General features: G+C 40.6%; 16 protein-coding genes. 3 read left to right on the top strand and 13 right to left on the bottom strand.

The window, feature by feature from the left end:
* Position 1: 1 nt before the first annotated feature.
* The 9 genes from ACFIJZ_RS01920 to ACFIJZ_RS01960 form a co-directional block, all read right to left on the bottom strand.
* Positions 2-385, bottom strand: a complete 384-nt coding sequence (locus ACFIJZ_RS01920) for a hypothetical protein (protein ID WP_375630893.1) — start codon at positions 383-385, stop codon at positions 2-4.
* A gap of 41 nt (positions 386-426) precedes the next feature.
* Positions 427-1,884, bottom strand: coding sequence for a hypothetical protein (locus ACFIJZ_RS01925; RefSeq protein WP_375630880.1), 1,458 nt, complete (start codon positions 1,882-1,884; stop codon positions 427-429).
* On the bottom strand, positions 1,884-2,582 hold the full coding sequence (locus tag ACFIJZ_RS01930; protein ID WP_375612494.1) for a hypothetical protein: 699 nt from the start codon (positions 2,580-2,582) through the stop codon (positions 1,884-1,886). The genes ACFIJZ_RS01925 and ACFIJZ_RS01930 overlap by 1 nt, the downstream gene beginning before the upstream one ends.
* A gap of 72 nt (positions 2,583-2,654) precedes the next feature.
* The gene (locus tag ACFIJZ_RS01935; RefSeq protein ID WP_375630881.1) at positions 2,655-3,104 is read right to left on the bottom strand and encodes a hypothetical protein; all 450 of its coding nucleotides are present in this window, start codon (positions 3,102-3,104) and stop codon (positions 2,655-2,657) included.
* A gap of 19 nt (positions 3,105-3,123) precedes the next feature.
* Positions 3,124-4,266, bottom strand: a complete 1,143-nt coding sequence (locus ACFIJZ_RS01940) for a N4-gp56 family major capsid protein (protein ID WP_375630882.1) — start codon at positions 4,264-4,266, stop codon at positions 3,124-3,126.
* A 97-nt stretch (positions 4,267-4,363) separates the two neighbouring features.
* A complete protein-coding gene (locus ACFIJZ_RS01945) occupies positions 4,364-5,275 on the bottom strand; it encodes a hypothetical protein (protein ID WP_375630883.1) in 912 nt (303 codons plus the stop codon).
* A gap of 11 nt (positions 5,276-5,286) precedes the next feature.
* A complete protein-coding gene (locus ACFIJZ_RS01950; RefSeq protein ID WP_375630884.1) occupies positions 5,287-7,341 on the bottom strand; it encodes a portal protein in 2,055 nt (684 codons plus the stop codon).
* On the bottom strand, positions 7,326-8,651 hold the full coding sequence (locus tag ACFIJZ_RS01955; RefSeq protein ID WP_375630885.1) for a PBSX family phage terminase large subunit: 1,326 nt from the start codon (positions 8,649-8,651) through the stop codon (positions 7,326-7,328). Before ACFIJZ_RS01955 ends, ACFIJZ_RS01950 begins: the two co-directional genes overlap by 16 nt.
* On the bottom strand, positions 8,632-8,946 hold the full coding sequence (locus ACFIJZ_RS01960) for a hypothetical protein (protein ID WP_273724397.1): 315 nt from the start codon (positions 8,944-8,946) through the stop codon (positions 8,632-8,634). Before ACFIJZ_RS01960 ends, ACFIJZ_RS01955 begins: the two co-directional genes overlap by 20 nt.
* Before the next feature lie 310 nt (positions 8,947-9,256).
* Here ACFIJZ_RS01960 and ACFIJZ_RS01965 point away from each other — a divergent pair, with 310 nt between their 5' ends.
* Entirely contained in the window at positions 9,257-9,742 is a 486-nt protein-coding gene (locus ACFIJZ_RS01965) for a hypothetical protein (RefSeq protein ID WP_375630886.1), read from the top strand.
* A 675-nt stretch (positions 9,743-10,417) separates the two neighbouring features.
* On the opposite strand, the gene ACFIJZ_RS01970 is transcribed toward ACFIJZ_RS01965, so the two are convergent.
* The 4 genes from ACFIJZ_RS01970 to ssb form a co-directional block, all read right to left on the bottom strand.
* Positions 10,418-10,675 (bottom strand): AbrB/MazE/SpoVT family DNA-binding domain-containing protein, encoded by a 258-nt coding sequence (locus ACFIJZ_RS01970; protein WP_375630887.1) that lies wholly within the window; start codon positions 10,673-10,675, stop codon positions 10,418-10,420.
* Between the two features lie 69 nt (positions 10,676-10,744).
* Positions 10,745-11,248: a hypothetical protein gene (locus tag ACFIJZ_RS01975; RefSeq protein WP_375630888.1), complete on the bottom strand. Its 504-nt coding sequence runs from the start codon at positions 11,246-11,248 to the stop codon at positions 10,745-10,747.
* On the bottom strand, positions 11,235-11,555 hold the full coding sequence (locus ACFIJZ_RS01980) for a hypothetical protein (protein ID WP_375630889.1): 321 nt from the start codon (positions 11,553-11,555) through the stop codon (positions 11,235-11,237). The genes ACFIJZ_RS01975 and ACFIJZ_RS01980 overlap by 14 nt, the downstream gene beginning before the upstream one ends.
* Positions 11,555-11,995: a single-stranded DNA-binding protein gene (gene ssb, locus ACFIJZ_RS01985; RefSeq protein ID WP_375630890.1), complete on the bottom strand. Its 441-nt coding sequence runs from the start codon at positions 11,993-11,995 to the stop codon at positions 11,555-11,557. The genes ACFIJZ_RS01980 and ssb overlap by 1 nt, the downstream gene beginning before the upstream one ends.
* 188 nt (positions 11,996-12,183) lie before the next feature.
* Here ssb and ACFIJZ_RS01990 point away from each other — a divergent pair, with 188 nt between their 5' ends.
* Both ACFIJZ_RS01990 and ACFIJZ_RS01995 read left to right on the top strand, forming a co-directional pair.
* Complete coding sequence (locus ACFIJZ_RS01990; RefSeq protein WP_252619286.1) at positions 12,184-12,465, top strand: type II toxin-antitoxin system RelE/ParE family toxin; 282 nt, start codon at positions 12,184-12,186, stop codon at positions 12,463-12,465.
* A gap of 16 nt (positions 12,466-12,481) precedes the next feature.
* The gene (locus ACFIJZ_RS01995; RefSeq protein WP_004856691.1) at positions 12,482-12,775 is read left to right on the top strand and encodes a HigA family addiction module antitoxin; all 294 of its coding nucleotides are present in this window, start codon (positions 12,482-12,484) and stop codon (positions 12,773-12,775) included.
* Positions 12,776-12,981: the final 206 nt, after the last annotated feature.

Here is a 12,981-nt window from a genome sequence, read left to right on the forward strand (position 1 = left end):
GTTAAAGCTGCTTTCTATATTCTAAAAGATTAACGAGATATCCATGCGTTTTAAGAGATTTTTCCCACCCTCGCCTGCCTATGATGACAAGCTCTTCTGCCCCTTTTTCCTTGTAATAAGCTTCAATCTGAGTGATAAGCTTTGTTAAGGGTGCTCCTCCCTTTCCACCAAGCGTGACAACAACCGCCCTTAATGCTCCAGTGACGAGTTCTTGTAACTGTGTTGTGACATGCGCCATAAAGTTTTCATGCGCATCAACGATAATCCAAAGAACTTTTTCTCCCTTCAAAATATCGTTTAAAATGGTCTCTGTATTATAATCATCAGGGAATTTTTGATTAAAGTAAGCTATCGATTTTATGACATTATCAAAATAGGGCGCCATTTGTTCAGCGCTCCATTTTTCTGTATTATAGATCTTAAAACTCATCTTATGCCCACGGGTTTCAGCGTTACATCAAAGCCTGTTATATGTGTCCATGGCGTGCCTTCTGGTATTCTCAGACGCAAAGCGTGATAACGCGCCCGTGAGCGGATATTATACATCCCAATATTATAGCCGGCATAACGCTCTTTAGCCCAATTTAATTGGTTCTTGTTATCAATGATAAAAGCCGCCCCAACACTTAAAAAACCTTTTGTTGTATCCGCTTGAACAAAAGCCTCACTCATCAAGTTGATTTGCCTGCCCGTATCCCCCACAATTTGTGAAGCAATAACTGCTTCCATCGGAGGACCTGCAAAAAAACCAAATGTGTTGTCTGGCGTAAAGGCTCCCAAAACAGGCGCACCATTTTGCCACATCTTACTATCAAGAGAAGCTGGTAAATCTTTCAAGCTCTCTTGTACTTCGTCTAAGCCTTCTAATGTATAACCGGCTGCAAAAAGGGGAAATAAGAGAAGGTTTTGCCCCTTAATGACACTCCATATTTGCAAAAGCCAATCATAAACATAAATATGCATCCCTTCAGTGTTATCATTGATAGAAAAATAAACACGAGAATAGACCGGATCAATACATGCCCTCATCTCATCAATGGCAAAGTTATTGTAAAGTGTGAAGATGGTTTTATCGACTTTACCAAAGCCTATAGGGAGCATTTCACCAGCACTGTTGATTTGATAAAAACCATCATCAGAGACAAAGAAAGTACAGTCTCCACGGCTTGCAATTGCTGTGCTGCTTTTCGCACCTATTTTGTCTTTTATTTTTGCAAAACTGAATATAATTTTAGAGCCTGGTACAAAGGTTGCATGATAAATGGCTGAGCGCATGAAAATAAGTGGATTTGTTGATTCCGTAGACCCTTGAACATATTCTCCATCGGGAAAATCTTGATAATCGCAACTTTTCTCCCCAACCGTCCAATGTGTCGCATCATTCAAACCGGACCACTGAACACGGTTTGGCTTATCTGTTAATTGCATCAGGCAAACAAAATCACCCCACACACGCACAAGTCCAGCACGCGGGGGATTACCACTCAAATCACAAAACCTTTCATCCGTTTTTAACGAAAGCATTTGTGGTGGGTCATTGCTATTAACAGCAATGATATGATCACCAAAGGAGGCAAAAGACCAAAGTGCAGTCTCATTGGCGTGATATTGTGTGTGAGGTTTGCTAATGTCTTTCCAGCCGCGCGTGCTGTTGTCATATTCATAAAGTTTTGTTGGTGCCCCCACAATGATGCGCACACCACCCAATGAGCGCACCGCATAGACCCCCAAAATCACATCCGGAAAAGGATCTGAGACCGGCGCCACAATGGGAAACGGAATATACGAATTTGGTGCAGGTAAAACGTTCACGATCTCACTAGAATAACCACTATTAATAAATGCAACATCTGGTCTATACTCAGCAATAGGAATAAAGGTCATCAGAAATCCGTGTGTTGAATTTTTAACAAATTCTTGCGCCGTGATGTTTCAATTTGAAGCGCATCGAGTTGCTCTTGAAACATGGCAAAAGCTGCCGCTGCCATCTGTGGTTCTTTAATAATATTGGTATAAATTTCATATTTTGCACGCGTTTTGATCAGTTCATAGGCTTCTAAAAACCATATGGACGCTTCTTGTGCACTCTCAATATCTTTTATTCTTACAGGGTCAAGAATAAGCCTGATAGAATAAACGCGCTCTGGTGTTGGATACAAGACAAGCTTTTGTTCAAAATAAGCATAGCGTGTAGGCATGCCATGGCTACAATCATCCTCAAGATTCTCAATAACAAGAGGATCTACCTGCAAAAGCTTTGCTTTGCTGTGATTATCTTCATAAACGTAAGCATCAACAATGCGAACAGCAGCCGGAATAACTGGATTTTCCTCTGCGCCATAACGGCTTTTGCCCTTTAGAGTGGTAAAAACAACTTCGCGGCTTTCATTGAAATAAAAAGGCAATCGTTCACAAAAGCGAATAGCCGAAAATATCGCCCTTTGCACTTGATCAACATACTCATCTGTTTGATCATCTATTTCATCCTGAATATCGTTTAACATCTGGATAAAATTTTTATCCCAAGGAGCAATGGTCTGTTTGTCTCCAATCGGACCACCTGTCTGTACTATTATTGTCATATCAGCCTCTTCCAAATGTATTGGGGCATCTTGTATAGGAGGGGGACGCAAGCAATAAACGCCCCCTTGCCTTTAACGATTAGTGTAAAACTCAACAATCACCTCAGCATCACCTTTGGTGCTTTTCTTGTCTCGTGTCATGTAAATCGTATTTTCAGCCTCTAATGGAACATCTCGTTCCTCCATGGGTATGTACACATTGCCATCGGTAGATTGCCGAAGCCATACATCTCCATAATCATTACCATGAGGCTCTTTTCCAAATGTAGCTTTTACATCTTCAAAATCCTCCATAGTATAAGCTGTAATGCTTTTGATAAAAGCCCCTCGGGGTAGAACGCCAATTTTCGTTATCAACCCTTGGTCTGTACATTTAACACACGCCCGTAAAAAACTAACCTGCTGCGTAGAGTTGTTGCGTCCCTGCAAAACAGGTGGCAATCCCTCATCTGTCATGCCAATAGTCTCAATGGTTTCAACGATTTCATCAGGTTCCTGTGTAATTAGCGATTTTTCTGCCATAATTGTCATCCTTTAATAATTAGCTTGCTTCGGCAAAAGAAGGGATAACAATCGTACCAAAATCCTGCCCCCCTTGATCAGAATGCGGCAAGGTATAGCGTGATTTTTTCATGCCGATAATGGTTTTAGCTGCAACCCCAAATTCACGTTGATAATCAAACAGTTCTTCAACAAGTTTATAGCGTGTTCCCCCTTTCCCATCGCCTCCTGTTGCTCCATTGCCAACGCGCCCATAAGCCATGATAACACTTTGCGCACCAAGCAACACAGCACGGCGAACAGATGTTACAGGCTCTTGTGTCTTTGAATTGATACCATTGGGGACATGTTCAGCTTCACGCAAAATGACACCGTTATACATCCCCAAAGAACCATTAAAAATTGGGTTCTTAGCTCCAGAGCCATCATAAGCTGCCTTGGTAATGTCTAACCATTGCCCGCTCTTTGTATTGGTACGCAATTGGGTCACCTGTGTTGGGTGGAGATACATCACATATGCCGATTTTCCATCAACACGAACAGGGCGCAAACGTGGATTAGCAAGTTTAGCGCGTTCAACAGCCTGATCTATAAGATCTAATGTAAAAACATCGTCTTTTGTAAGTTCTTCATCAGTCTTTTTCTTAGCTGGGCGAATAATACGCAATTTGCTTGGCTCTAATGGAGCATTAAAGCCATAATGTACGGGTTTAAGGGTTATGGTGCGTCCTTCGAAGTGAATCCATGGTGCTGTATAACCTGCTGCCTGAATGAAGAACATCAAACTTAAGCGATCTGCATACCAATCAACAAGCCCATCCTTTGCTTCTGTTCGTAAATTAAATAAAACACGTTGTTGATCAATGGTGCCTTCATATTTTACGCGTACAGCATGAGAAAGCTCGTTAATACGCACCGTTTCATTCATAAATTGGAGTGCTTCTTCATTGCCTTCCAGCGTTTGTCCCTCGCTAACGCCATCCCCCATAAGTTGGACTCTTAATCCGCTCGTCACAGAGTCACCAGCGGATTTTCCTAGCATATCCAATACTTGAATAATGCTGTTTTTTCCTTTTCCCATCAGCGGTGCAATGGGCAACGCTTTTGAAGTTTCTGTGTTTAGCATCTTAGCCCAAACGCCAACGGCTAATGGGTCATTAAGATTTACCTGTGTTACTGCCATTTCAATCAATGCCTTTCTTGGTTTTTAAAACTCGCCTTGCGGCACCCCCAAACGATAACAATCACTTGGTTCTCTCTGTTGCGTCACCACGCACATCTCACGCTCTGCTCATAATTTGTTCAAATTTTTCGGGATTTTTCTCAACCCATACAGCAAATTCGGCTTCTGGCATGGAAAAGAGCGTTCTCACATCCATACCGCCTGTTGGAACTTGTCCGCCGCGCGCTGTAAGTGTCCGCGCTGCTTGAGAGCGCTCTTGAAGGGCTCCTACTTCGTCCTTAACGGGCGCTCCACTATAGCCAAAAGCTTTTGCTTTTTGCACCAGCACCTCAATTGGGTTTATACCGGCTTTCTGACACTGCTGGCATATTTGGCGCAATTCAGCACCAATTTGTTGTTGCCGTGCCTCTGGATCTTTCCATTGCGGATAAAGGCTTGCTTGCGCTTGTAAGACACTGTCTGCTCTTTCATAGAGATAGTCCGTGATACTGTCTAAATCTGGATATTTATCTTGTACTTGCGCTTTAGCTTCCTCGAAATAATCCCCCAACTTTTGGCGTTCATATTCCTCTTGACTCATGCGCTCTTGGCTCTCTCTCATATGAGAAAACTCATCAAGCAATTTCTGTTGTTCTTGTACCTTATGACTAAGCCATGCAAAATGTGCTTTTGGGTCGTCTTCTAGGGAGGGAATATTTTCCTCACGGCGGCGCGTGATTTCTTCCTGCATTGCGGCATATTTTTGCGCAAGTTCAATAGCCAATTCACGCGCTTCAATGACGCTTTGTTCTGCCTTTTGTCGTGCTTGCCGCTCTTGCTCTAGTTTATCAGATTCTATTACATCAGAATTTGGCTGCTCTTGAAGTGGTTCTACAGCTGGCTGTTCAGAACTTTCCTCTGCATCAAAAACTTCCTCAACTTGTTCTGGCTCGACCAACTCAACAGCATTATCACTGGCAAAATGTTCATCATAGATTGCTTGTTCTTCAGGCGTAAACTCTTCTTCCATATTCTGTCCCTTCAATGTGCTATTATATTTTTTGTCAAAACTCGATAGTGTTCCAACTGTGTCTGTAAAGCTTTGCGTTCTAAATCACGCTGCGCTATTTCATTTTTTGCCTGTTGAAGTTCGAGCTGCATGCGCGCTTGTTCTTGTTTCAAGAAAAGTTCGATATTTTTCTGCTGCAATGCCGCTTGTTTCTGCTGCGCATCAAGTTGATAGAGTGTGCTCTTTTCTTGCGCTTCTTGCTGTAAAACAGCAATCTTTGCTTGTTGCTCTGGAGTTAATTGCGCCCCTTGGCTTTGTTGCATCATCTGCTGTTGCTGTTGTTCTTGTTGTGCCTGCTGTGCTTTTGCCGTTAAATTTGCTACCAATGTTGCCGGTAGTGGGGAAAGCTTTAAAAGATCTGGAATCATCTCCGGTGTTAAGAACCCACCAAGCAATGGCAACATCTGCGTAATTGTCGCAAAAGTTTTCTCTTTTTCATTGGGGCTTGTCGGTGAATCATCAACAATAATGTCGTATTCAAGCGTTGTGACAGCTTCACGTGTTAATGGAACATACTGCGCATTCTCTTGTCCAGAAATACGCACCAAACGCCCATCAGAGAGATAATTCTGGATAAGATAAAGGATAATCTTTCCCTGCCTACACCGATAAAGCTTGAGATTATCAAACAGCCCCGCAAGCAAATTAAGCGTTGATTGCCGGCGTGTATTTTCCAGCACATTGGCTTGGTTGACCTCCCGTGTTCCGATAAACTCAGCCGATAACCCTGTTACATGCGTTATCGCTTCACGCGATTCATTAAACAGCTGGAAAAATCCATTGGGAAATTGTGCACTTGGCTTTGGTTGAATTTTCCCTCCTGTAAGCGCGCCATTTTTAACCCAAGTAATCGTATCCGTTCGCGCCCAGCTTTCCATGGCTTGGCGATCATCATCGAAAGCGCCTCGTTCTGCCATCAAGCCGCCCTTAGACTGGCTATTAAGGATATACATCACTTGGCTAAAATATTTATTCGACCATTTTTGTGGATCTTTTGCGGGGCGAACAATCCCGTAAAACTGGTTTTTAAGCTTATCCAGCGTGCCCGTGATACACTCCCACCCAAGTTGCCCATCAGGTGCTAATGGCTTATCGGGCTTTGCTAAAAGACGTCGTCCCAGAAAAGCGCGTCTCACCACTTTTTTATTAAAACACACCCCTTGTAATTGTGGCATTACCCTTTGAAGCTGTTCAAACTCCTGTTTGCTATAGTTGCGCATCTGTCCGGTTTGAAGATCAGGCGCCTTGTAAGTGGTCTCATATTCAAACCAACGGCATTCAACCAGCGTAACATAGCGTTTCCCAGAATACGGATCTGAGAGAGAAGTCGCATTGGAGTCATCTTGATACGCATCAAGCGACACATGAGAATCCTCAGAAGCGGTTGTACTATCGATAGCCCAATCGGCGTTAAGATCTTCAACAGCAACATCAGGAAAAAGACTTTTAGCATCCTCAACGGATTTGCGATCAACATACCACATACGCTGTGCGTCAATGAGATTTGGTCTTACAGCATTGGCATCCCAAACCATTTTTAAGGGATCTAAACGTTGAACAGCAGGTATCCCTTCGGGATCTGTATCATAATCAAGCCGCGTATCTGTCCAGCCCATACCGCAAATGACCATATCCTGAAAAGCATCGGAATCGGCATATTCCGCCTCCGCCTCATCACGAAACCATTCTGCTGCTCCAGTAAGCAATTCATTGGGTATTGCTGCTCCCATTTGCCGTGGTTGAAACTGTACTTCGCGCTTATTATTACGCTCCGCTCCAACAATAGCATTCACAAGGGGTGCAATGCGGTTAAAAGTCATGACAGGACGGCGTTGCTCTTTTAAAACCGCAAGATCTTCCTCTGCCCATTGACGACCATTATAAAAATCAAAATCTTCACGCGCCTGTTCACGCCATTCATTAACATGTTCAATATCTTCTGCATACCAAGACTTTAAACGCTTATAGATTTCATATTCATCAAGGATTGTCGTTTTTTGAAAGTCTTGATCTAGAATGCCATCCATGATGCCGCTTCTCTTTCCATAGTGCAATAACGCTCTTGCTTGGGTTTGACACTGGGTGCTTCATAGACAATGCACATTAAACCAAAGGCATCCGCCCCATGGCTCGACCAATCATGCTCTGCACCCAAACCAATGCCGCGCTTCTCATCCCATTTCTCATGATACCAATTCAGTGCTTTGCGCCCTGCTACCGTCATCTCTTCATTAAACCAAACAGAAGGAAAAATACGCCGCACCGCCTCTATACGCATCTTAACCGCACCAGCCCCTTGATTAGGAACAACCTGTGTTTCAAAGCCCGCATCATTTAAAGCACTCTCAAAACTCACATTGTGCACACGGTCTCTGGTCGCACCGTCATGGGGGAGAACCATCAATGCCTTCTCATAACCATTTTGACGTAACCAACCGATATGTTCGGATAACGGCTGTCCCTGTGCTTCGTAATAATTAAGCACTCTGATCTCTCGCCCCACAAACTGTGCTATCCATATCGCTGTTGCATCTGCCTTGGCGCCCGTACCCCCAATGTCCCAAAAAGCACGTATTTGCATCAAGGGGTCACGAGCAACGCGCCCTATCCGCCCCTCCTGCTCGGCTGCCAACATTTCCTTTTGATAATAAGCGCCTTGAACCGCTTTCAGATAATCCCCTTCCCAGATATGCTTATAGGTCTCTGGACGGTTTCTCAGATCATCCAATCGCGCTTCATTCAAAATCTTGGGAAACTTCGGGTTGTCTGACCAGTTGATCTCAACACGCTTAATTGCCGCATTGTCTGAAAAGCGAAACCGCTTCTCAACGGGGGCATTCTCTCGCAACGGGTTCCATGTCACCCATAATTCTGCCCGCCATCCCTCTCCTTCTTCTCGCAACGTCGGTATAAGCGTCTGCCAAGCCGTCTCTGTAACGGGCTCTGCCTCATCAACCCAACAAAGCAAAATACGCCCCATAGACTTGATACTAGCTATATTCCGGTCCAGACCAGAAAACTGAAAGGCTATACGACCATCTATCGACTTAATCGACGACTCCCCAACCTTGTAATAGTCCTTTAAAAAGTCGTGCGCTTCAATGGCGCGTTTAATCTCCTCCAATGAACTTTCTGCCAAAGAATTCTGAAACTGACGTGCACAAAGAATAGTGCCTGATATTCCTTCCCTACCAAATTGATAGCCTTTTAAAGCAGCCATCAAGGCAAATGATCTTGTCTTTCCAGACCCTCGTCCACCCCAAGCCGCACGCACCAAAGCCTTATCTGTAAAAATCGGTATAAGCTTTGGAACAATATTAATCTGTCGTGTTGTCATGAACTAAAGGCGCGATTTCCACACGCGTTATCATCTTAATCGCCCCGCCATCTTCCCCTGTCACTTGAAGAGGCAAAATCTTCCCCAACAATGCCAAATAAGCAGCGGGGCATTTGATTGCCTGTTTTTCTAGATAAGAGACCAAACCATCATCACCATATTTCTTACCAGCGCGCTCTGCTGCCTTAAGCACTGCTTCTTTCAAAATACGTGTCGTTTTATTTGGCACACCTTTTACCCGCCCTTGACCTGCCTTTGGGGGCGTTCTTTTTGCAAGTTTTTCAGTGGTTTTCATGTGTGTTTCTTTTTGTAAACAAGACAATAAAAAAACCCCGCAAAAGCAGGGTTCTGAACAATCATATAAACTTATAAGAAAGGTTATACCTTTACCGTAATTCTAGACACAATTCGACTAGTACAGCAGCGCCATAAAACACTATTTTTCATATCCTGTCAACAAAAAAAATCACGATATTGTGTATTTTTTATTTTTTTCACCTAAATCTAGTGTCTTTAGCACCCAATAACTCACAATTGTATTATCTCAACGAATCAATTATACGGAAGCACTAAATTATTGATTAGCAAAAAGTGGGGGGGAATTAATGTTATTTTTCAAAAAAGCTGCTTTATGCAGAATTAAAAAGACATTTACACTAATTTTGTTTTTACCGTTCTTTGCTATAATTAGTCTTATGATACTTGCTTTTAATCCCTTCGGATTAGACAATCAACAACAAGATAAATTAATTGTACCAATATTTGTAGCATTTGTATCGTATCTTTTGATACTAAGTGCATGTGCAAGAGAAGAAAAGCTAAGTTTAAAAGATGAAAATATTGACAGCGCATTTTATGAGCTCTTGTCCCTCCAATTCCAAACAGCGGCTTGGGCGGCTGGGTCGGCAGCTTTTGTATTTTATCCTGTAATAGGAATAGCATTTTTAGGAGTGTTAATTTTTATTGGTATTTTTATTACTATAATAGAAAATTTAGATAAAATTGTAGGAATCGTAGCGATTATAGCATTGATATTAATTTGTCTTATAGCGCTGGTAGCGTTGATCAAATTTATTTGGAAAATTGTCTAACGATCAAAATATTTATTAAGCGTTTTCCCTAATCTTTAATATATACTTAAACTCCAACCACAAAAGAAATAATGAATTACTTATCAGCAAAAAAAATAATTTACTTATTAATCATAGTGATCAGTGGGCTTTTTCTTTCTGATTATGCTAACAGTGAACAGATTCTTACTCATTACAAGTCTTCTAATACTGATGAAAATTTACATGAAAAAATTAAAGTTTTGCAAAAGCAATACGTAGTAGAACAGCACCCAAACAAGATTTTATCAGATAGTGGAATTAATCAATATAACATTTCGTTTTCCACTGTTTCTGATTATGAAAAACCTCAGAGGCGCATAACATTTGATGATTTCATCATTATATTCATCATTATAACAGGAATATTCATATTTATTAGTATAATGTCCATCATCATTAACTTACTTTGGCGCTTTAAATTGAAAATTCCTGCTTATTTCTTTTTATTAACAACTGCTCTAATTAGTTGCGCGGTATTACTCCTTTTAATCCTTGATTAAGAATCAAAATATTTTATAAAAGATTTTCCTTAGCCTTTACATATATTTTTTCTATGTCCAACAGCCAAAACTAACACGACAAGCTCCTTATCATAGGGTTCACTAGGCAATCGAATAGATATCGTCATAACGCAATTCTCTTTCCCGCTCTTCATTACAAGAGCTCTCTGTCAACAGGCTTGGCATCAAACCACTCCATATCATCATCCGCAAAATCATCTGAAGGGTTACATTGTGCTAACAATTCTTCAAGAGTGTCATTTGGCGATACCTGTGGCTTTACAATTAAGCGTCCATTGTCAACAACCAAACCCACTTGCGTGTTTTCAGAAAGATGAAGAACATCAAGCAATGCCGGCGGTATAGAGAGCATAACTGACCCTCTAACTTTACGTAATTTTGTTATATACATAAAATGCTCTCTCTAGAACTTATCCTTCAATAACTTTCCATATTGTATGGAAAAAGAACAATAAAACATTTACCATTTAGTTTTTCTGTCAAAATATTTATGAAGCGCGTTAAGAGCGACCCGCAATGAATTCACAAGATGTGCTAATGTTCGGTCTTCGACAACAATATATTGTATTGCTGCATAAAGATTATACTGTCTATAGAGATGTTGTGTTTCTTTTATCGCCTCTTGCATATTAGAAAACTGTCCTGTTGCAAATTCAACCCATTTTTCTCTTGCTTTGTCATCAGAAGATGATGGTATTTCATCATAAACAGCGCTTGGTAAACCTTTTGCACACAAATAGTCATTTTTCACTTCAAGATATTTTTGTGCAGCATCATACTGGTCTTGAGTAAGCACACCTTGCAAACACAGCCGCCCAACATAAGTACCAGCAAGCGGATTTTTAGCCTCTTCAATAGTCAAACCAAAGCGTTTAGCACGCATTTCAATTGCCAATTGATTAACAGGATCTTGACGTACTTTCACTTGTGAAATGTAAGCATCTTTCTTTTTATTTTTTTTCACTTATACCCCCAAATGTCTGTCTAATATCTTGCCCAATTTCATCTGATGCTAAACATGTTTCTTTATCCAAAATAAATAACCACGTGGATAAAGAGAGACCTATAATTATAGTTAATACACTTATCTTTATTTTATCATTAGCCAGCCCCCAAACGAATACAACCAATGTCAACATAAATACAATGATTATTGCTATTTCAAAATCAGTAGCAGGTACATCATTACCCTTATTCCCTAACAACGCTTGTTGCATAAGCATATTATTCTGTATAATTATTTGCAAAGAATTGGATTGACTCATTAACATCAAAAAGGAACCTCATCATTTATAACAGTATGAGGCGTATCAAGAGGTTGCTGGAAACTTCTGTCATAAGAAGATAATGGCTCTTGATTATCGTTATTTTTTCCGTCTAAGAGCTTTAACTCGCCTTTGAATTGCGGTAAAATAATCTCTGTTGTGTAACGGTCATGCCCATTTTTATCTTGCCATTTGCGTGTCTGTAATTTTCCTTCTACGTAAACTTTTGAACCTTTGTTGAGATATTGAAGTGCAATTTTTGCCAAATGTGGATTAAAAATCACAACTGAATGCCATTCAGTTTTCTCTACTTTTTGATGAGTATTTTTATCTGTATAGCTCTCAGAAGTTGCCATACGAAAATTGACTACTTCTGTTCCAGAATTCATTGTTTTGCTTTCGGGATCAGCACCTAAACGCCCGATTAACATCACTTTATTTAGCATGTTTTTTCTTACCTTAAATTTGTATTTTAATACATACAAAATCCTAGCATGATTTGCATATTTTTTCAATTATTTCAAAATGATATTATTGTTTTTTAACATATAAAATTATGTTTAATATGCTCTTTGATAAATAATCAATTGACATAAATGCATGGTGTATAGTATCAAGTATCAAGAGGGTATATATGGCAATCGTTAGTTTTAAGCATAAAGGGTTGAAATTATTCTTTGAAAGAGGAGTCTGCAAAGGCATACAACCCGCGCATGCTAAAAAATTAGCAAACATTTTAGTAATTTTAGATACAATATCCGCGCCTGAACAAGTTACTCTTAAATCGTATCGTCTACATGCGCTTACGGGCGATTTAAAAGGTTACTGGTCAATGCGTGTCAATGGAAATTGGCGTGTTACTTTTCGTTTCATTGGGACAGACGTTGAACTGGTTGATTATCAAGATTACCATTGAGTTTTGAGGTGTTATTATGATGTACAATCCTCCACACCCTGGCGGCATTTTGAAAGAAGAATTGCTTGATGAATTAGGGTTAACAGTAACAGAAGCTGCAAATCGTCTTGGCGTTGCACGTTTAACTTTATCCCGCGTCTTAAACTGCCATGCGGCGATTAGTATTAACTTAGCTTTACGGTTAGAAAAAGCGGGTTTAAATGATGCGGAATTCTGGCTTAAATTGCAACAAAAGCATGATTTGTGGCAAGCTCGGCATAACAGCCCAATCCCACATATTTCACCTTTAGAGCAAGTAGGGCATCTTTAGAAATACTTAGCCCATCTTTCTTCACACCTAGAGGTCATGTTCTTTAAAATCAAGCAGCCCACGATAGTTTTTTATGCTCTTGTTGATTTCATCTATGAACGTTGAGAAGAGACAACGCCATTTAATCTAAACAGTTTTATAAAATCGGAATTTTACTATAGCTTTTTAACTGAGCACTGTAGTGTGTAAATAGATATGTTTATTAA

This window comes from Bartonella sp. CL70QHWL (genome assembly GCF_042194855.1).
Taxonomy (GTDB): Bacteria; Pseudomonadota; Alphaproteobacteria; order Rhizobiales; family Rhizobiaceae; genus Bartonella.